The 19,374-nt window shown below is 55.8% G+C and carries 18 protein-coding genes; 9 read left to right on the forward strand and 9 right to left on the reverse strand.

Features of this window, described 5'->3' with window-relative positions; all coding sequences use genetic code 11:
* Positions 1 to 35: 35 nt before the first annotated feature.
* The 6 genes from cheY (at position 36) to AC4PCC_RS09125 (ending at position 8,340) form a co-directional block, all read left to right on the forward strand.
* Positions 36 to 425 carry a chemotaxis response regulator CheY gene (gene cheY / locus AC4PCC_RS09100; protein ID WP_067701075.1) on the forward strand — a complete coding sequence of 130 codons (390 nt, stop codon included), beginning with the start codon at positions 36 to 38 and terminating at the stop codon, positions 423 to 425.
* 9 nt (positions 426 to 434) lie between these two features.
* The gene (gene cheZ / locus AC4PCC_RS09105) at positions 435 to 1,079 is read left to right on the forward strand and encodes a protein phosphatase CheZ (protein WP_492127154.1); all 645 of its coding nucleotides are present in this window, start codon (positions 435 to 437) and stop codon (positions 1,077 to 1,079) included.
* 351 nt (positions 1,080 to 1,430) lie between these two features.
* Complete coding sequence (gene flhB, locus AC4PCC_RS09110; RefSeq protein WP_492127155.1) at positions 1,431 to 2,576, forward strand: flagellar biosynthesis protein FlhB; 1,146 nt, start codon at positions 1,431 to 1,433, stop codon at positions 2,574 to 2,576.
* Entirely contained in the window at positions 2,576 to 4,657 is a 2,082-nt protein-coding gene (flhA, locus tag AC4PCC_RS09115; protein ID WP_492127156.1) for a flagellar biosynthesis protein FlhA, read from the forward strand. Before flhB ends, flhA begins: the two co-directional genes overlap by 1 nt.
* A complete protein-coding gene (gene flhE, locus AC4PCC_RS09120) occupies positions 4,657 to 5,091 on the forward strand; it encodes a flagellar protein FlhE (RefSeq protein WP_492127157.1) in 435 nt (144 codons plus the stop codon). Before flhA ends, flhE begins: the two co-directional genes overlap by 1 nt.
* Positions 5,092 to 5,496: 405 nt before the next feature.
* Entirely contained in the window at positions 5,497 to 8,340 is a 2,844-nt protein-coding gene (locus AC4PCC_RS09125) for an RHS repeat domain-containing protein (RefSeq protein ID WP_492127158.1), read from the forward strand.
* Positions 8,341 to 8,429: 89 nt separating this feature from the next.
* Here AC4PCC_RS09125 and argS read toward each other — a convergent pair whose 3' ends face one another.
* Both argS and AC4PCC_RS09135 read right to left on the reverse strand, forming a co-directional pair.
* A complete protein-coding gene (gene argS / locus AC4PCC_RS09130; RefSeq protein WP_492127159.1) occupies positions 8,430 to 10,160 on the reverse strand; it encodes an arginine--tRNA ligase in 1,731 nt (576 codons plus the stop codon).
* 203 nt (positions 10,161 to 10,363) lie between these two features.
* On the reverse strand, positions 10,364 to 10,492 hold the full coding sequence (locus AC4PCC_RS09135) for a hypothetical protein (protein WP_492127160.1): 129 nt from the start codon (positions 10,490 to 10,492) through the stop codon (positions 10,364 to 10,366).
* A gap of 309 nt (positions 10,493 to 10,801) precedes the next feature.
* On the opposite strand from AC4PCC_RS09135, the gene AC4PCC_RS09140 reads away from it, so the two are divergent.
* Positions 10,802 to 11,362 (forward strand): VOC family protein, encoded by a 561-nt coding sequence (locus AC4PCC_RS09140; RefSeq protein WP_492127161.1) that lies wholly within the window; start codon positions 10,802 to 10,804, stop codon positions 11,360 to 11,362.
* A 3-nt stretch (positions 11,363 to 11,365) separates the two neighbouring features.
* Here the strand turns inward: AC4PCC_RS09140 and AC4PCC_RS09145 are convergent, their stop codons facing one another.
* Positions 11,366 to 12,514 (reverse strand): MalY/PatB family protein, encoded by a 1,149-nt coding sequence (locus AC4PCC_RS09145; RefSeq protein ID WP_492127162.1) that lies wholly within the window; start codon positions 12,512 to 12,514, stop codon positions 11,366 to 11,368.
* 100 nt (positions 12,515 to 12,614) lie between these two features.
* On the opposite strand from AC4PCC_RS09145, the gene cutC reads away from it, so the two are divergent.
* Positions 12,615 to 13,370, forward strand: a complete 756-nt coding sequence (cutC, locus tag AC4PCC_RS09150; protein ID WP_492127163.1) for a copper homeostasis protein CutC — start codon at positions 12,615 to 12,617, stop codon at positions 13,368 to 13,370.
* 213 nt (positions 13,371 to 13,583) lie between these two features.
* A complete protein-coding gene (locus tag AC4PCC_RS09155; RefSeq protein ID WP_492127164.1) occupies positions 13,584 to 14,393 on the forward strand; it encodes a hypothetical protein in 810 nt (269 codons plus the stop codon).
* A gap of 164 nt (positions 14,394 to 14,557) precedes the next feature.
* On the opposite strand, the gene AC4PCC_RS09160 is transcribed toward AC4PCC_RS09155, so the two are convergent.
* From AC4PCC_RS09160 to AC4PCC_RS09185, 6 genes are all read right to left on the reverse strand, one after another.
* Entirely contained in the window at positions 14,558 to 14,713 is a 156-nt protein-coding gene (locus AC4PCC_RS09160; RefSeq protein WP_492127165.1) for a hypothetical protein, read from the reverse strand.
* A gap of 179 nt (positions 14,714 to 14,892) precedes the next feature.
* Positions 14,893 to 15,426, reverse strand: coding sequence for a hypothetical protein (locus AC4PCC_RS09165; RefSeq protein ID WP_492127166.1), 534 nt, complete (start codon positions 15,424 to 15,426; stop codon positions 14,893 to 14,895).
* A gap of 347 nt (positions 15,427 to 15,773) precedes the next feature.
* Positions 15,774 to 16,871, reverse strand: a complete 1,098-nt coding sequence (locus tag AC4PCC_RS09170; RefSeq protein ID WP_492127167.1) for a glycerol dehydrogenase — start codon at positions 16,869 to 16,871, stop codon at positions 15,774 to 15,776.
* A 248-nt stretch (positions 16,872 to 17,119) separates the two neighbouring features.
* Entirely contained in the window at positions 17,120 to 18,088 is a 969-nt protein-coding gene (cmoB, locus tag AC4PCC_RS09175) for a tRNA 5-methoxyuridine(34)/uridine 5-oxyacetic acid(34) synthase CmoB (RefSeq protein ID WP_492127482.1), read from the reverse strand.
* On the reverse strand, positions 18,085 to 18,825 hold the full coding sequence (gene cmoA, locus AC4PCC_RS09180; RefSeq protein ID WP_067701113.1) for a carboxy-S-adenosyl-L-methionine synthase CmoA: 741 nt from the start codon (positions 18,823 to 18,825) through the stop codon (positions 18,085 to 18,087). Before cmoA ends, cmoB begins: the two co-directional genes overlap by 4 nt.
* Positions 18,826 to 18,942: 117 nt before the next feature.
* Positions 18,943 to 19,338: an MAPEG family protein gene (locus AC4PCC_RS09185; protein ID WP_492127168.1), complete on the reverse strand. Its 396-nt coding sequence runs from the start codon at positions 19,336 to 19,338 to the stop codon at positions 18,943 to 18,945.
* Positions 19,339 to 19,374: the final 36 nt, after the last annotated feature.

The following is a 19,374-nucleotide window of genomic DNA, read 5'->3' on the forward strand; positions in this document are numbered from 1 at the left end:
CCCGTCCCGCGGGGCTACAAAAAACAGGAGTAGGTATGGCAGATAAGAATATGCGGTTTCTGGTGGTCGACGACTTTAACACGATGCGTCGAATCGTCCGTAACCTGTTAAAAGAGCTGGGCTTCAACAACGTTGAAGAAGCCGAGGATGGCGTTGACGCGCTCACCAAGCTGCGCGCAGGCGGGTTTGATTTTGTGGTTTCCGACTGGAACATGCCGAATATGGACGGCCTGGAACTGCTGAAAACGATTCGTGCCGACGCCACGCTGGGCAAGCTGCCGGTGCTGATGGTGACGGCTGAAGCCAAGAAAGAGAACATCATTGCGGCTGCGCAGGCTGGTGCCAGCGGCTACGTCGTTAAACCTTTTACTGCGGCCACGCTTGAAGAGAAGTTAGGTAAGATCTTCGAAAAGCTGGGTATGTAAGGAGCCGAGATGACCACTTTACCGACACCAAATGTTGATGCGGCCTCGGCCCATGACATAATCTCCCGAATTGGCTCGCTGACGCGGATGCTGCGCGACAGTCTGCGTGAGCTGGGACTGGATCAGGCGATTGCTGAAGCGGCAGAAGCCATTCCGGATGCCCGCGATCGCCTGGATTACGTAGTACAAATGACCGCTCAGGCGGCAGAACGTGCTCTGAACTGCGTGGAGGCATCACAGCCGCGTCAGAACCTGATGGAGAAAGAAGCGAAGGCGCTGAAAGGCCGCTGGGATGAATGGTTTGAACATCCTGTAGACCTGGCAGATGCCCGCTCTCTGGTTACGGATACGCGTGGTTATCTTGAATCCGTACCGGAACACACCGCCTTCACCAACGCCCAGCTGATGGAAATCATGATGGCGCAGGATTTCCAGGATCTGACCGGTCAGGTGATCAAGCGCATGATGGACGTTATCCAGGAGATTGAGCGCCAGCTGCTGGCCGTGCTGCTGGAAAATATTCCTGAGCAGCAGGGTCGGGCGAAAAAGGATGCCGACAGCCTGCTAAATGGTCCACAAATCAATGGTACGGCACCGGGCGTGGTAGCGAACCAGGACCAGGTGGATGACCTGCTCGACAGCCTTGGCTTCTAAAACCGACCGTCGCGATCACTAAACTGACGGCCACGGCGCCTGGCACGCGTCGTGGCGGTGGCCAGATTGACGGCCACGGCGCCTGGCACGCGTCGTGGCGGTGGCCAGATTGACGGCCACGGCGTCTGGCATGCGTCGTGGCGATTGCGCTATCAGGGGAGCAGAGGGGGGATCTCAGCGTGGATGTTTAATATCCCGCTGAGACAAACCTCTGCGTCTTTTGCCCACTGTTTTTCCCTTCCCGTTTACCATCCGTGAAATAACCCCCTTTTTACGCGTTTACTCGCGCCATTATTCCTGCGGCAGTTTGGCATGCTACCCCCTGAAATTCCGTACTAAAGGTGAGCTGCCGTGGCCCAGGACAGCGATGAAGAGAAGACCGAATCCGCTACCCCCCACCGAATAGAAAAAGCGCGAGAGGAGGGGCAAATCCCCCGTTCGCGCGAGCTGACCTCGGTGCTGATGCTGGTTGCAGGCTTAAGTATCCTGTGGACTGGCGGCGAAAGCATGGGCCGCAAGCTGGGGGCGATACTGACGGACGGGCTGAGCTTCAATCACTCGGTCGTGAGTGATACCAGCCAGATGCTGCACCAGATTGGCGACTTGATCACCCAGGCGGTGATGGCCCTGCTGCCCATGATGGCCGGGCTGGTACTGGTGGCCATCGCCGCGCCGATGCTGCTGGGCGGCGTAGTGATCAGTGGCAAAGCGATCAAGGTCGACTTTGGCAAAATGAACCCGATTAAGGGACTGGCCAAATTATTCTCCGCGCAGTCGGCGGCTGAACTGCTGAAGGCCGTGCTGAAAGCCATCCTGGTAGGCTGTGTCACCTGGGGGTATCTGCGCCTTCACTGGCCGGACATGCTGCGCTTAATCAGCGAGGCACCCTTTACCGCGCTGGCCAGCGCGCTGAATATGATAGCGATGTGCAGCCTGCTGGTGGTGCTGGGGCTGTCACCGATGGTGGGATTTGACGTGTTCTGGCAGCTCTACAGCTATTTTAAAGGGCTGCGGATGACCCGCCAGGATATTCGCGACGAGTACAAACAGCAGGAGGGGGATCCGCACGTTAAAGGGCGTATCCGCCAGCAGATGCGGGCCGCCGCACGGCGCAGGATGATGGCTGACGTGCCGAAGGCTGACGTTATCGTGACTAACCCGACGCACTACTCCGTCGCCCTGCAGTATGACGAACGCAAAATGAGCGCACCGAAAGTGGTCGCTAAAGGGGCCGGCGATATTGCGCTGCGCATCCGTGAGCTGGGTAAAGAGCATCGCATTCCGGTACTGGAAGCGCCGCCGCTGGCGCGTGCGCTATACCGGCACAGTGAAATTGGCCAGCATATTCCGGGAACGTTATATGCCGCCGTGGCAGAAGTCCTGGCCTGGGTCTGGCAGCTCCGTCGCTGGAAGCTGGAAGGCGGCCTGGCTCCGAAAAAACCTGACAATCTACCGGTGCCGGAAGCGCTGGACTTTGACACAAGAGAAAACGACTGATGGCGAATCTGGCCGCACTTTTACGGTTACCGAATTTTAAAGATACCCAGTGGCAGGTGATGGCCGGGCCGGTATTGATACTGATGATCCTGTCGATGATGGTGCTGCCGCTGCCGCCCTTTATCCTCGATCTGCTCTTTACCTTTAATATTGCGCTGTCAATCATGGTGCTGCTGGTGGCAATGTTCACCCAGCGCACGCTTGAATTCGCCGCTTTCCCCACCATTTTGCTCTTCTCCACGCTGCTGCGGCTGGCGCTGAACGTCGCCTCCACCCGTATTATCCTGATGGAGGGCCACACCGGTGCCGGGGCGGCGGGGCACGTGGTGGAAGCCTTCGGTCACTTTCTGGTGGGCGGTAACTTTGCCATCGGCATCGTGGTGTTTATTATTCTGGTGATCATCAACTTTATGGTTATCACCAAGGGTGCAGGGCGCATTGCCGAGGTTGGCGCGCGCTTTGTGCTGGACGGGATGCCGGGCAAACAGATGGCGATCGATGCCGACCTGAATGCCGGACTGGTGGGTGAGGATGAGGCGAAAAAACGCCGCGCTGAAGTGACCCAGGAAGCGGACTTCTACGGCTCGATGGACGGGGCGAGTAAGTTTGTGCGCGGCGATGCCATCGCCGGTATTATGATCATGGTGATTAACGTGGTCGGTGGCCTGCTGGTGGGGGTTATCCAGCACGGTATGGACGTCGGCCACGCGGCGGAAAGCTATACGCTGCTGACCATTGGTGACGGCCTGGTGGCGCAGATCCCGGCGCTGGTGATTTCGACCGCCGCGGGTGTGATCGTGACCCGCGTTAGCACCGATCAGGACGTTGGCGAGCAGATGGTAAGCCAGCTGTTTAAAAACCCCCGGGTAATGATGCTGAGTGCGGGCGTGCTGGGCCTGCTGGGCCTGGTTCCCGGTATGCCTAACTTTGTCTTTCTGCTGTTTACCGCCGGCCTGCTGGGTCTGGCCTGGTACATACGCGGCAAAGAGACCCAACCCAAAGCTGAGCCGCAGCTGCAAAGCAAAACCAACGTTGAGACGGCGGCCAACGTCGAGGCCTCATGGACCGACGTGCAGCTTGAAGATTCGCTGGGAATGGAGGTCGGCTACCGGCTGATCCCGATGGTTGACCATCTACAGGATGGCGAACTGCTGGGCCGCATTCGCAGCATCCGTAAGAAATTCGCTCAGGAGATGGGCTTCCTGCCGCCGGTGGTGCATATTCGCGACAATATGGATCTGCCCCCGGCCCGCTACCGTATTCTGATGAAGGGCGTGGAAATTGGCAGCGGCGATGCCTACCCGGGACGCTGGATGGCCATTAACCCCGGCACCGCAGCCGGAACGCTGCCGGGTGAAGCCACCGTTGACCCGGCCTTTGGCCTGGCGGCGATTTGGATCGACAGTGCGTTGAAAGAGCAGGCGCAGATCCAGGGCTATACGGTGGTCGAGGCCAGTACCGTGGTTGCCACGCACCTTAACCACCTGATAGGACAGTACGCCAGCGAGCTGTTTGGTCGTCAGGAGGCGCAGCAGCTACTGGATCGCGTGACTCAGGAGATGCCGAAGCTGACCGAAGATCTGATCCCGGGCGTTATCACGCTGACAACCCTGCATAAGGTACTGCAAAATCTGCTGTCCGAACGCGTCTCGATCCGTGATATGCGCACCATTATTGAAACCCTGGCGGAACACGCGGCAATACAGACCGATCCGCACGAGCTGACCTCGGTGGTGCGCGTGGCGCTGGGCAGGGCAATTACCCAGCAGTGGTTCCCAGGTACCGGCGAAGTTCAGGTGATTGGTCTGGACAGTACGCTTGAACGCCTGCTGTTGCAGGCGCTACAGGGCGGCGGCGGGCTGGAGCCTGGTCTGGCGGACCGACTGCTGGCGCAGGCGCAGGGCGCGCTGGCGCATCAGGAGTCACTGGGCGCACCGCCGGTACTGCTGGTGAACCACCCGCTACGGGCGCTGCTGGCCCGCTTCCTGCGCCGTAATCTGCATCAGCTGATGGTTATCTCTAACCTGGAGCTAACTGAAAACCGCCAGATGCGCATGACCTCAACCATTGGAGGCCACTGATGAAACCGACGAAGAGCCGTGCCACTGCCCCCTGGCGGGTAGTAATGAAACAGGCATTGTGGGGGCTGCTGCTGCTGCCGTGCATCACGCAGGCGGCGGGCGCCTGGCAGGCGAGCAGCGCCGGACCCGGCATGATCAATCGCGGTATGCAGGCGGCCTCGCCTGCATTAACGTCGCCGGAGCCGGTTAGCGGCGTGATGACCGAGGTCGAGTGGCGCTATGTGCTTACCGGCCCGGCGCCGGGCGATCTGCGGGTGCATCTTTGTGCGGAGAGCCGCTGCGTCGCTATTGACGGCGCAAGCGGCACCACGAAGGGGCTGACAAACGTCAGCGCGTCAGAAAGCCTGCATTTTGTTTACGGCGTAGTGGGAAAGGGCAGGTTGAATCAGCCCCTGCGGGTACTGAGTAATGAAGTGATGGTGAACTACCGTTAAGTTTTAATACGCGACCATAACAGGCAGATACACAATTTAAATTACAGGCTCGTGGTAAACCACATTTATACTTGGCTAACGCACAGGGATCGTAATTTTCAAGCCATACTCACTACAGTAATATTGTGACGGTTTGCAGTTACGTCCCGCCCGCTTGCGGATAGCTTCCCTGGCAACAGTCCCTTTCTCCTGCCGGATTTGGTCCTGCGTTATCAATGTTGACCTTCACCTGTCGGCATCCAGGCCGAATTTTTGGCACCCAGGCTTCTCATTATCTCTTTATACTGTTATTGCAATGACAGACCCAAATAAGCGCGCTGTTTAATCCTCTTATCCTAATACCTTAATACCTTCAGCTATTCCTCTATTCATCTCATTATTCTTAACTCAGCCTGGAGGCTGCCCATGCGGTACCCGGACAATGCTTTATATCACAATACCCCGGAGGTCACAGTAATGGACAATCGGGGACGGGTGGTACGTACATTGCGCTACCACCGTCACCAGGACTCACTCACAGTGACCGATGAGCGTATCACCCGACACCATTTCAATGCGCGTGGACACCTCATGCACAGTATCGATCCACGTTTGTTTGATCTGCAGCAGGGGGACATCAGGGTCAGGCCTAATTTCAGCTATCTGCCCCTCTTAACGGGTGATGCTCTGCGCATCGACAGCGTGGATGCGGGTATCACCCTCAGTCTAAACGACATTGCGGGTCGCCCGGTTCTGAGTATCTCGGCCACTGGCAGCACCCGAACCTTCCAGTATGAAGATGACAATCTGCCCGGTCGCCTTCTCAGCATTAGTGAGAAGGTTGCGGGAGAGGCCGTCCGTATCACGGAGCGATTTATCTGGGCCAGCAACGCATCAGCTGGGAAAGAGATGAATCTGACGGGTCAGTGCGTGTCTCACTACGACCCCGCGGGACTCAGTCAGATCGATAGTCTCGCACTGACAGGTATCCCGCTTTCGGTGAGCCGTCGGGTATTAAGGGAGGGGGCCGATGCTGACTGGCAGGACAGGGACGAGGTGGCCTGGCAGGATCTGCTGGTTCCGGAGGTCTACATTACGCGGAGTAGGGTCGATACCACCGGGGCAACATTGATGACCACAGATGCGACCGGTAACCAGCAGCGTATGGCGTATGATATTGCCGGACAGCTGCATGAAAGCTGGCTGACGCTGCGGGGAGGAAGTGAACAGATTATCGTGGCTTCCCTGACCTGGTCGGCTGCGGGCCAGAAATTGCGGGAAGTCCACGGCAATGGTGTGGTGACCACCTACACTTACGAGAGGGAAAGCCAGCGATTGACCGGGATTAAAACCGAACGTCCGGTCGGGCATGCCAGCGGTGCCAGCCTGCTACAGGACCTGCGCTATACCTATGATCCGGTGGGCAACGTGGTACAGGTAGCCAACGATGCAGAAGCGACCCGGTTCTGGCGCAATCAGAAGGTCGTGCCGCAAAATAACTATCTTTATGACAGTTTGTATCAGTTGGTCGAGGCGACCGGACGTGAAATAGCCGCTATTAGCCAGCAGTATCGTCAGATGCCTGCTCCGTTTATCCCGCTCCCCTCCGATGACAATATTTATACCCAATACACGCGTTACTGGCGCTATGACCGGGGTGATAATCTCTGTCAAATCCGCCATAGCGCGCCCGCTACAGGCAACAGTTTTACCACCGATATTACGGTATCTTCCCAGAGTAATCGCGCGGTGCTCAGTTCCCTGAGCAGAGATATCAATCAGGTTGACGATTTTTTTGACGCTGGCGGACATCAGTTACAGCTGCTGTTGGGTCAAGACCTGCACTGGAATGTGCGTGGGGAGTTGCAACGGGTCACGGCGGTAACGCGTGAGGAGACCCCTTTCGATCATGAGCGATACCGTTACGCTAGTGACGGGATGCGTACCAGCAAGATCAGCACCAGGATGAATGGCAGCAGCAGCCAGACGCAGCACACACTGTATTTGCCGGGACTGGAACTCCGCGCCACTTATCAGGGGGACAGGCTAAAAGAAGACCTGCATACGGTGATGGTGGGGGACGCCGGACGTGCTCAGGTGCGCGTGCTGTACTGGGCCGTTGGCTTACCGTCGGATATTGATAACTATCAGTTACGTTACAGCTATGACAATCTGATTGGCAGCAGCGGGCTGGAAGTGGATAGCGAGGGTAAGCTTATCAGCATTGAAGAGTATTACCCCTTTGGTGGAACAGCGGCGTGGGCGGCACGGAGTCAGGTGGAGGCCGGCTATAAAACCCGGCGATACTCGGGCAAAGAGCGGGATGCGACGGGACTCTATTATTACGGTTACCGTTATTACCAGAGTTGGGTGGGTAAATGGCTGAGTGCTGACCCGGCAGGAACAATTGATGGGCAGAACCTGTTCTGTATGGTCAGGAACAATCCAGTCAGATTAAAGGATGTAGCAGGGTTAAGTCCTGATGACCCCTGGGAGAAAGAAAACGCTGATGAGCTAAGAACACTTTATGCACCAGCCAAAGTTAATTTGCCATTTAATATCAAAGAGAAGCTGGCGACAGCGCGTGCAGAGAATAAGCCCAGGCATAATATTCTCTATATCAGTGCTAAACCCGATCCCTACTCCTCTTTTCCTGGCTCAGTAGCCTATGCAACCCAGGAATTTTCGAAGAAAAAAATGAGTTATTTGATGCACAAGGGACACGATGTAAAGGGGGCATATGTCTCGGGTGTTAAAGAATTTACTGATACATGGAACAGTATAGGGAAAAAAACGCTAAAAAATATTGATAAAGTCATCATCGACTATCATGGAGCAATCAGCCCCAAAAGAGGGCATCAAAGTGTTGTTATTCTTTCTCAGAACCCTGTGGAACTTCTTGATAAAGCGGCTATAGATGCGTTGGAAAGTCACACGACGGTTAAAGCCGTTTCTTTATACGCCTGCTACAGCGGTTTTGTCGAAAATTACAACCCGACCGTGGGACTTCTGGGGAAACTGACGGATCCTGAAGCATACGCGACAGGTTTTGATGCTCAGGGTGACAATGATATGGGCCTGTTAAAAACGACGCGTCATCCTGATGCAGGCGATCAATTCAGGGGGGCATTGGCTGCATTAAATATCAGTCGTCAACAGTATGGACGGGTTAAGTATACAAAATCATCCGAAGCTGAAGTGAAGATTGAACATGGAAGGGGGAGTCTGGAATTTCCAATTTCAAAATATATGAAGTCATCAGGGGGCTGATCTCATGAGGGCCTGTAACCTGACTACTTAATCGTCTTTCAACAGGCAAACGGCAGGGCGCGTACTGCACCCTGACCGTTGCGGGAATGCTACATTCTCTCTACCGTATCAATACCCAGCGTATCCAGACCTAACTTCAGCGTTTTCGCCGTCAGCAGCGCCAGCTTCAGGCGGCTCTGCTTCGTCGCTTCATCATCAGCGGTCAGAATCGGGCAGTGCTCGTAAAATCCTGAGAACAGCCCGGCCAGATCATACAGATAGGCGCACATCACATGCGGCGTACCGTCTCGGGCCACCTGGGTGATGGTTTCGTCAAACTGCAACAGGCGTACGGCCAGGGCAGACTCACGCTCTTCACGGATAACCGTCTGACCGGTTATCTCGCCTTCCCCGATACCGGCCTTGCGGAATACCGACAGCACCCGGCTGTAGGCATACTGCATATAGGGCGCGGTATTGCCCTCAAAGGCGAGCATATTATCCCAGTCAAAAATATAGTCGGTGGTACGGCTCTTCGATAAGTCGGCATACTTAATGGCTCCGATACCGACGCTGTTCGCCAGTGCGCGAAGCTGTTCGGCAGGCATATCCGGATTCTTTTCACTGACCAGACGGGTGGCACGCTCGACGGCTTCGTCCAGCAGGTCGGAAAGCTTAATGGTGCCGCCCGCACGGGTTTTGAAGGGCTTGCCGTCTTTGCCCAGCATCATACCGAACGCATGATGTTCCAGCGGCACCGACTCAGGCACGTAGCCCGCCTTACGCACAATGGTCCATGCCTGCATCAGATGCTGGTGCTGACGGGAGTCGATATAGTAAATAATGCGGTCGGCCTTCAGCGTTTCGTAGCGATATTTAGCGCAGGCAATGTCGGTGGTGGTGTAAAGATAGCCCCCGTCTTTTTTCTGGATAATAACGCCCATCGGGTCGCCATCTTTATTTTTATACTCATCCAGGAAGACCACGGTGGCGCCTTCACTTTCAACGGCCAGACCTTTTGCTTTCAGATCGGCAACGATGCCGGGTAGCATATCGTTATAAAGGCTCTCACCCATCACATCGTTGCGCGTCAGGGTGACGTTCATCCGATCGTAAATGGACTGATTCTGCGTCATGGTGATGTCGACCAGCTTTTTCCACATCCTGCGGCAGTATTCGTCACCGCCCTGGAGCTTCACCACATAGCCACGGGCACGTTCGGCGAAGGCGGGATCTTCATCATACGTGCGTTTGGCCTCGCGGTAGAAGCCTTCAAGGTCGGCCAGTGCCATTTCGCCGTGCTGCTTATTCTGCTGTTTTTCCAGGAAAGCGATCAGCATGCCAAACTGCGTTCCCCAGTCACCAACGTGATTAGCACGAATAACCTTATGCCCCAGGAAGGAGAGCGTACGCGCCGCCGCGTCACCAATAATGGTGGAACGTACGTGACCCACATGCATCTCTTTTGCCACGTTAGGCGCGGAATAGTCGATAACGATGGTCTGAGGCTCAACCGGCGTTACGCCCAGGCGGGGAGCGGCAATGACGCTATCGATCTGCGTTGACAGCCAGTCAGAATCGAGAAAAAGGTTAATAAAGCCAGGGCCGGCAATCTCAACTTTGCTGGCGATGCCCGCCAGATCGAGATGTTTAATGACGTCTTCTGCCAGCTGTCGGGGCACCTTGCCCATCTTTTTTGCCACGGCCATGATGCCGTTGGCCTGGTAAGCACCGAACTGTGCTCTGGCAGATTGACGCACCTGTGGCTCGCAGTCGTCTGGAGCACCTGCGGCGATCATCGCCTGACTGACTTTTTCTGAGAGAAGAGTCTGAATATTCACCGAATTACCCTAATTATGCTGATATGACCCGCGCGCCGGGGCGCAAAAAAATAAGGGGGGAAGTATACTGCATTTCGGAAGGAGTTATCCATGAAGCTGGTCGCAAATGACGGCTAACCTGGGCATTTTTGCCGGTGTGAGCAGTGGAGCCGCCACTGCGATGAGAAGGGGGACAGTATGGGCTGTCTCCCCTCGGGAAATCGCTATGGACGACGACGGTGGGTGCGGTGAGGGCTGGAAATAGTGTTTTTATTATTCCGTACCTTCCAGTGGCGTACCAGCGCAAATCCCATCATCGCAACCAGCACGATGACAAGTAGCAACATAAGCATAGGGTTATTCCTTGAGTGAGAGTCACGATCAATCTGTTTCAAATAAGAATAGCCTGGAAGATGCCGCACAGGAATTAAGAAAAGTCGCATTTTTGTAAATTAACTAAATGAAAACATATAGTTAAGTGTAACTATCTAAAACAAAAACTGGTACTGAACCAGCATAAGCTGGGTATAATCGGGTGAAGAATGGCTTATATATCATGTTTTCAGGATGAAATTCGATAAAAAAAGGGTTTTACTGGCCCGATATGGACGCGGGTGCAGAAAATAATCAGTAATTTAACTTAAGTATCGAAGGGGGAGCCGTTGACGGGCCCAATTGCAGAAGAGTTAACCGACCTTATCAATGATCTGCCGCGTTTTTTAACTTCGCTGGATGAATTTTTAGCAAGTCTGGGGTTAAGACTGGTCGATCTTGAAATTGATCATCTTGCCGTGCGCTGTAACCAGATTACGACGGCGGAACGGTGGAAAAAAGGTTTTTTACAGCACGGCACGCTATTTTCAGAAAAAAATATTAATGGTCGTCCCGTTGCCCTTTTTGAACTGACGGAAGGGCTGATGGTGGGCCCCCGGGCGATCACACTAGTCGAGCTTCCCTGGCCGGGCAATCGGCTCTACCGACATGAAGGCTGGGAGCATATTGAGGTCGTATTGCGGGGTAAAGAAAGCGAGCTGGGCAACCGCGCGCTGGCGCTGTTATCTGATACCGGACTGGTGCAGCCTGGGGTGACGATAAAAAACAGCGCACCGGCGGGGGAAGGTGAACGGCTGCCCAATCCCACGCTTGCCGTGTCGAATGGCAGTATCACCATCAAGTTCCATCCCTGGAGCCTGAAGGAAATAGTGGAAAGCGAAAGGGCGTAAGCCCTAGCGATTCATTAGACTGACCGCGTTTCTCATGCGTTTCAGGGCTTCGTTAATCATATCCCGCGGGCAGCCGAAGTTGAAACGTACAAAGGCATCATCACCAAAATCGCGACCCGGCGAGAATCCCAGCCCGTGACGCTCGAAGAAGAGCGCGGGGCTGGCCACATTTAACTGACTGGCATCGATCCACGCCAGATAGGTGGCTTCCGGCGCAGACAGCGTCAGACCCGACATGGCGTTAATCTCTGCCGTTAGCAGATCGCGCGTTCCACGCAAATAGGCCAGCTGCTTATCAAGCCAGGGCTGTCCATCGCGCCAGGCGGCGGTGGCGGCTACGTAGGCAAGAATGTCTACGGGCGGTACGACGCCTTTTCGCTGCTGCATAAAGCGCCTGCGCAGTTCAGGATTAGGAATGATCGCCAGCGATGCGCCCAGACCGGCAATATTGAAGGTTTTCGAGGGAGAAATTAGCGTAACCGAGCGCTGCGCGGCGTCTTCACTGAGGCTGGCAAAAGGGATGTGCTTCAGACCCGGCTCCAGAATGAGATCGCAGTGGATCTCATCCGAGCAGACAATCAGATCGTGGCGCTGAGCGAAGCGCAGCTGGCTCTCCAGCTCTTCACGTCGGTAAACGGTGCCGCCCGGATTCTGAGGATTACAGAGCATCAGCAATTTTTCGTTGCCGGTCATCTGCATTTCAAGCGCCAGCAAGTCCATTACCCAGCGCTGATTTTCCAGACGCAGCTGCGCATTGAGTTGCGTACGGTCTGCCAGTTTAGCCGCTGAGCGAAAAGGTGGGTAAACAGGCGTCGGCGCGATGGTCCCCTGATGGGACTCGGTAAAGGCGCGGACCGAAAGATTAAGGCCACTGACCACTCCTGGCAGGAAAACCAGCCAGTCCGACTCTATTTTCCACTGGTAGCGTTCTGCCATACGGGCAATAACCAGATCAATCAGTTCAGGCGGCGTAATGCCATACCCGAAGATGCCGTGTTCAACACGCTGTTTTAACGCGTTAATCACACATTCTGGCGATCGGAAATCCGTATCGGCTACCCACAGGGGGAGGATGTCCTGGTTCCCGTATTTGTGCCATTTTTCACTATCGCTGTGACGGCGATCGATCCGTTCATTAAAACTGGATGTCATGTCAGTGATTCCCGTTAATATAATTACTAATGTCTTAAGGCAGATTAAACATCAGCTGTGATTTTCACAACCTGACGGCGGTCATTAACAGGAGGATGGGATGTGTAAACTGGAAGTATGCTGCTACGGAGTCGATTGCGCACTGGCGGCCGAAAAAGCCGGAGCCGATCGTATCGAACTTTGCTCTGCCCCGGCTGAGGGAGGGCTTACGCCTTCTGCCGGTAGTCTGATGCAGGCTCGAGAGAGGCTGACCATCCCGGTCCACCCGATAGTCCGACCACGTGGAGGAGACTTCTGCTATTCCGCTGGCGAGTTTGAGGAAATCAAATCTGATATCGATTTTATTCGGGAACGGGGTTTTCCAGGGCTGGTGGTCGGCGTACTGGATGTGGACGGTCATATTGATCTTGTGCGCATGAAGCAGGTAATGGCGCTGTGTAATGGCATGGCGGTGACCTTCCATCGGGCGTTCGATCTCTGCCACAGCCCACTGACTGCGCTGCAACAGCTGACCGATCTTGGCGTAGCGCGCATTCTGACGTCGGGGCAGCAGCAAAGCGCCGAAAGTGGTTTACCCTTATTAAGGGAACTAACGCGCACCACTCGCGGTCCAATCATCATGGCGGGTGCAGGGGTGCGTCTCAGCAACCTGCAAAAGTTTATTGATGCCGGGCTCAGCGAGCTGCACAGCTCGGCCAGCCAGCGAATTTCATCACCAATGCGCTATCGCAAAGCGGGTGTTTCAATGAGTTCGGTGGCAGAGACCGACGAATTCAGCCGAACCTGCGTGGACAGTGATATGGTTGAAGCCATGAAGGGCGCGATGTTACACAGTTCATCTATTAACGTCGCCTGAAACGATTTTACCGCGCAGCACGCCAGTTCAGCGACGTGATGTTTGCAAGTACCAGGCCCCATCATTTTGGTGGGGCTTTTTTTATCTGGCGAGAGTTGCGCCCAGGATAATCCCATTATACTTTGCAGGGATGCCTGCCTACTGACGAGACCCTGTATGAGACCCCTTCTGCTAAGTGCCTGTTGTGCTGTCCTGCTGCACACGGGTGTTGTAATGGCAACGCCGGGCTGCCCGCCTCATTATCAGCAGATTAACGACAGCAATGCTCTTTTAGTGCTGGGTGGAACCGCAACCGGCCCGGTAAAGCAGGTGGTCGTCGGTGAATTTGGTAAGGACGTGGATCGGCAAAAGCGGATGCTGGCGAAGTTTGACGCCTGCGGCGTGCTGCTCCAGGCGAATATTAGCGTCGATAAAAATGAAGGCAATGTGGTGATGAAGGCGGTGCAGAGCATCACCCGCGTTGAAGATGGCTGGCAAACTGCGTATGACATTTCGGTGTTTGTAATCAGGGCGGGCGAGGCTGAGCCGGTGACGCGCAAGGAGGGCATCATCAGCTATATGACCGGCAGGAATGGCACTATCACCAGTTCTACCGATACTTTCCTGTTGCAGGGAGTGAAAGGTTTTACCGCAACAACGAACAGTTTTGATGCACGTTTCCGGTTGATTAAGAGCGTTGCGCGCGGTTCGGACAGTCTGGCGAACGGTGAGAGCATTTATCAGTGGAATAAGAAGAATCAGCTGACGTCTTCCTTTTCGGGTAGCAACCGGATGTTCCTGCGTTATGACAGCCAGGATCGTGAGCTTATACTACGTACGCTGACGACATCGCCCTTGAGCCAGCTGCATACAGTTGATGAGTGCCAGCTTTGGGACGATCGCGGCAATTGTACGCTTAGCTATTCACGCGAGACGGAGTTGTTTCCGGCGGGAATGATTCGCCGTGATATCACGACTGCCTATCGCTTTGAGTATTGGGATAAAGCGGGCAGGGCAGAGGAGGGCGATCGGACTTTCCCCTGACCGATTCAGGCTTTGTCTTCGACGCCGCGTTGAGGGCTTGTGCGTTGGCCTGCCATGCGGCTGCAATATCGGTTTTTCCGTTGGACAATCCCAGCGTTTGCCGGTTAGTTGTTTGGGCTGCCATAGCTGCGGTGTCGGTGGACAATCCCAGCGTTCGCCGGGCATCATGAAGCTGCAATATCGGCTTTTTCGGTGGACAATCCCAGCGTTCGCCGGGCGTCCTCACGCCACGCTCCGCGTGGTGCCTTTGGCTCCGGCTCCAGGCCGGACGGCCCGGTCGCGAGCGGGCGTCCCTGCCCGCCGCTCCCTGAGAGCAGCATCCCTGCTGCCCTCGCCTGGCCCTCCGTCTTCGCCGCAGCGCTGCGGATTGCCCGTCATCCGCAGGGATTGTCCACCTCTCAGGCTTCTGAGTCGTTTCAGATAAGAACTTTTATCAATACGCAGGGTTCTTTCCACAATAAAACCGGGCAAGGAGTTTCCTGCAACCCCGGAACCGTTGTTACCCGCAGCCAGCACCATGCAAGAGGAGCAGGCGGGTGGGGCCCGGTGACAGGCAATCCGACACCCTGCCTGTTGGCAGGCCGGTCGTGCAGGCTGCAATACCTGCACGACCGGTGGATAATCCCAGCGTTCGCCGGGCGTCGCAGCTACACGCTTCGCGTGGTGCCTTTGGCTCCGACGCCAGGCCGGACGGCCCGGTCGCGAGCGGGCGTCCTGCCCGCCGCTCCCTGAGTGCAGCATCCCTGCTGCCCTCGCCTGGCCCTCCGTCTTCGCCGCAGCGCTGCGGAATGCCCGTCATCCGCTGGGATTGTCCACCTCTCAGGCTTCTGAGTCGTTTCAGATAAGAACTTTTATCAATACGCAGGGTTCTTTCCACAATAAAACCGGGCAAGGAGTTTCCTGTCACCCCGGAACCGCCCTTAACCGCAGCCAGCACAATGTAGTAAGCCGGCGGGTGGGGCCTGGTGACAGGCAATCCGCAGCGCTGAGCGTAGAGAGGAAGACCCGGATGGGCCAGCAGGGATGCTGGCACAAGGGCATGCCGGGACAGGGACGTCCCGTCATGCCCGGTCCGAAAGGTCGACGAACGGAGCGAAGGGACCGCGCCATGCGCGGCGCGAGGACCGCCAGGCACCGGGCACCACCCGTAGGCGACGGCACCAGACCTGTAGGCACCGGGCCCCACCCCCAGGCGACACCTCCAGCTTTTGTAGCGCCGGGCACCACCCGTAGGCGACGGCACCAGACCTGTAGGCACCGGGCCCCACCCCCAGGCGACACCTCCAGCTTTTGTAGCGCCGGGCCCCACCCGTAGGCGACGGCACCAAACCTTAGCCAGCCGGGCCCCACCCGCCGACGAAGGACTTGAACGAAAGGGCGCTATTTAACCGTCTGACTGAAAGCATCAACGGCCAGAATGGCGCTGGCAATATCCTCTGCGCTGAGATTCGGATTGAGATTCTTAAGCGTATCCCCTTCGTTATTGGCCAGTGCGCCAATCTTCACCAGATTCTCCCAGCTCTCATTTTCCAGATGCAGCTCCTTCAGCGTAACCGGCATCTTAATCGCGCGATAAAAACGAATATAGCGGGCAATCTCCTCATCCGGACGCTGCTCAAGCACCATCTGCGTCAACGTACCATAGGCTACCTTCTCACCGTGGGTAAGATGATGAATATCGCCTTCGATGGCGGTAAAACCATTATGGATCGCATGCGCGCCTGCCAGTCCTGCATTCTCAAACCCCAGTCCGGAAAGCAGCGTATTCGCCTCAACCACGGCCTCCACGGCGGGCGTCACCAGCTTTTTCTCGACGGCCTGATAAGCGCTGAACCCATAGGTCAGCAGCGTTTTTTCACAGGCCTCGGCAATAGCCATGCCCGCAATGGTCGGATCGCCATTGACCATCGACTTACTGTGCGAGCGTTTTACCGCCTGCGCCTCAACAAAGGTCGCCAGCCCATCGGCAATACCGGAAGCGAACAATCTGACCGGTGCACGGGCGCAAACCTGAGTATCTACCAGCACCAGGTCAGGGTTTTTACTGTAGAAACGGTAGCTTTCAAACACGCCGCTATCCGAATAGATCACCGACAGTGCGCTACAGGGGGCATCCGTTGATGCAATCGTCGGAACGATAACCACAGGCTGCTTCAGTTCATCCGCGACGGCTTTCACGGTATCCAGGGTTTTCCCACCGCCGAGACCGACGACCAGGCTGGCTCCGCCGTTTTTTGCCAGTCCTGCCAGGCGGGTAATTTCATTACTGGAGGCTTCACCATTGAACTGCTGATAGTGAAACGCAATGTTGTTCTGCTTCAGTGAGGTTTCGACATCTTTTCCAATCAGCCCCCAGACGATGTCGTCCGCGACCACAAACGCGTTGTTGCCAAGCTCGGCGACGTACTCGCCCAGCTGGGCCAACACGCCTGCACCCTGAACATATTTCCGCGGTGAAGAGAATACAAACTTACTCATGCAAGACTCCTTGTAATGAAATAAAACAGAAGTGTGTCTCCTTTATCCTGGTATTTTTATCGCGTCGTGGCTTGTTAAAAAACGCTTTTCGGAAAGTTGCACATAAGTTGAAACTGCTGAAAACTACGTCAGGGCGTCGGAGCGAAATCGAACGGGGTTTAAGGGCAACATCATCCGGAATAGCCTTAATCTGAGGCGGCACAGGGCGTGCCGCCTCAGCGGGTACGGGGCAAAAAGCGGGCGCGGTCTTAAGGCTTGCGCGCCACCAGTACCGCGCGCAGCGGAGCCGGGTAGCCCTCGACGGTTTTAGAACTGTCATCGGGGTCAAGGAACTCTGCGAGTGAGCCGGTCACCATCCAGTCGGTACGGCGCTGTTCGTCCGTCGTAGTGCGTGAATAATCCACAATACGCACGTCCTCGAATCCGCACTTCTCCAGCCACCCTTTCAGCGCACCGGTAGAGGGAATGAAATAGACGTTGCGCATCTGCGCATATCGCTCGCCCGGCACCAGGACATCCCGCTCGCCGCCCTCAATCACCAGCGTCTCCAGCACCAGCTCACCGCCGCTCACCAGCTGGTTTTTCAACTGGAGCAGATGATCAAGCGGTGAACGGCGGTGATACAACACGCCCATAGAGAAAACGGTATCAAACGCCTTGAGTTCGGGAAGCTGCTCAATACCTAACGGCAGCAGATGCGCGCGCTGATCGCTGCCCAATAGCTTACGTACCGCCTCGAACTGGCATAAAAACAGCTGCATCGGATCGATGCCCACCGCCAGGCTGGCGCCAGCACCCACCATCCGCCACAGGTGATAGCCGCTGCCGCAGCCCACGTCCAGAATTGTCCTGCCCGCCAGCGGTGAAATGTGCGGCAGTACGCGCGTCCATTTCCAGTCCGAGCGCCACTCGGTATCAATGTTCACGCCGTAGAGTGAAAACGGACCTTTACGCCAGGGCATCAGATTACGCAGCAGTTTCTCAATACCGTCGCGCTGGCGATCGCTCAGCTGGCTGCTGTCAGCGCTGACGCCGTGCAGCAAATCCAGCGTCTCGGGCGTCAGCGCAGGCAGGTACTCCACCGATCGATCCCAGTTTTTGAAATGACCGTGCAGCTGCTCGCGTTGCCAGGCGGCAAGCTGGGCAGGGAGCGTTTCCAGCCAGTGGGCCAGTGGACCTTTGGCAATAAGCTGGTAAAAATTTCCAAAATCCATCAGGCAGATCCTGCTTTAAGCGCGATCAGCGAGCCGAAATTAAAACACTGGAACCAGAGTTCAGCATGTTCAAAACCGGCGGTACGCAGCCGCTGTTTATGGGTTTCCACGCTGTCCGTTAGCATAACGTTCTCCAGCATACTGCGCTTCTGGCTGATCTCGAGCTCGCTGTAGCCATTGGCTCGTTTAAAATCGTGATGCATGTTAAACAGCAGCTCACCGACGTCCTGGTCGGCAAAGCTGAACTTCTCCGACAGGACCAGCGCGCCGCCGGGACGCAGCCCCTGCCAGACGTTGTTCAACAGCTGCTGCCGCTCGGCGGGCTCCAGAAATTGCAGGGTGAAGTTCAGCACCACCATTGAGGCATTTTCAATGGTGATATCTCGGATATCCGCTTCGATAACCTCAACCGGCGTGTCGGCCCGGAAAGCATCAATATGGCGGCGGCAGCGCTCAACCATGGCCGGAGAATTATCAACGGAGATAATCTTACAGCCATTAACATGAATATTACGGCGCACGGAGAGCGTCGCCGCGCCCAGCGAGCAGCCCAGGTCATAGATCTGCGTGTCGGGCTGGACAAAACGTTCGGCCAGCATGCCGATCATCGAAATGATATTCGAATAACCCGGCACCGAGCGCTGGATCATATCGGGAAAAACTTCAGCCACGCGCTCGTCAAACGTCCAGTCACCCAGTTTGGCAATTGGCGCGGAGAACAGCATATCGCGGTTAGACATAGTGGTAAGTCCGAAAGGAAAACGGAAAGGCGGTATTCTGGCAGAAAGCGGCGCAGGCTGCACCCTTTCTGCCACGCGGGGCGATCGGCGGGGCGGTAGCGCCTGCCCGTTTTAGCGTTAGCGCAGCGTCAGAACCAGGTCCCAGGGCAGGTAAATCAAATTGATAATCACCATTCCCAGCAGCGAAAGAATGGAAATAGTCGTGCCATTCTTGCGCCACAACCGGGTGCTGGTGCGCAGGCCATAGATATGCAGCAGGCGGCCCAGGAAAAAAAACAGCGCGGTAAGATGCAGCAGCCAGATATCAGCGCCGTTCATTTCCATACTAATTAGCAGCAGGGCAGCGATCGGGATAAATCCCACCGCACCGCTGTGAATGCGCAGCGCGATTTGCAGCTCGTAAAATCCGCCGTCACCCCAGGCAACCCGATACTGCTGACGCAGGCGTGAAACGTTTAAAGACAGCTTGATAAGAAACAGGGCACCAAGCACAACATACAGGGCGCTGACCATTCCAACTCCATCGTTTTATTAAAAATATCTGGCAAC

Source organism: Erwinia sp. L03-1 (genome assembly GCF_058686115.1).

Coding starts and splice junctions, on each gene's coding strand:
- cheY (WP_067701075.1), top strand. CDS start 36: ATGGCAGATAAGAATATGCGGTTTCTGGTGGTCGACGACTTTAACACG.
- AC4PCC_RS09155 (WP_492127164.1), top strand. CDS start 13,584: ATGGCAACGCCGGGCTGCCCGCCTCATTATCAGCAGATTAACGACAGC.
- cmoA (WP_067701113.1), bottom strand. CDS start 18,825: ATGTCTAACCGCGATATGCTGTTCTCCGCGCCAATTGCCAAACTGGGT.
- AC4PCC_RS09125 (WP_492127158.1), top strand. CDS start 5,497: ATGCGGTACCCGGACAATGCTTTATATCACAATACCCCGGAGGTCACA.
- flhA (WP_492127156.1), top strand. CDS start 2,576: ATGGCGAATCTGGCCGCACTTTTACGGTTACCGAATTTTAAAGATACC.
- flhE (WP_492127157.1), top strand. CDS start 4,657: ATGAAACCGACGAAGAGCCGTGCCACTGCCCCCTGGCGGGTAGTAATG.
- cheZ (WP_492127154.1), top strand. CDS start 435: ATGACCACTTTACCGACACCAAATGTTGATGCGGCCTCGGCCCATGAC.
- AC4PCC_RS09135 (WP_492127160.1), bottom strand. CDS start 10,492: ATGCTTATGTTGCTACTTGTCATCGTGCTGGTTGCGATGATGGGATTT.
- AC4PCC_RS09170 (WP_492127167.1), bottom strand. CDS start 16,871: ATGAGTAAGTTTGTATTCTCTTCACCGCGGAAATATGTTCAGGGTGCA.
- cutC (WP_492127163.1), top strand. CDS start 12,615: ATGTGTAAACTGGAAGTATGCTGCTACGGAGTCGATTGCGCACTGGCG.
- AC4PCC_RS09145 (WP_492127162.1), bottom strand. CDS start 12,514: ATGACATCCAGTTTTAATGAACGGATCGATCGCCGTCACAGCGATAGT.
- AC4PCC_RS09185 (WP_492127168.1), bottom strand. CDS start 19,338: ATGGTCAGCGCCCTGTATGTTGTGCTTGGTGCCCTGTTTCTTATCAAG.
- AC4PCC_RS09160 (WP_492127165.1), bottom strand. CDS start 14,713: ATGCTGCTCTCAGGGAGCGGCGGGCAGGGACGCCCGCTCGCGACCGGG.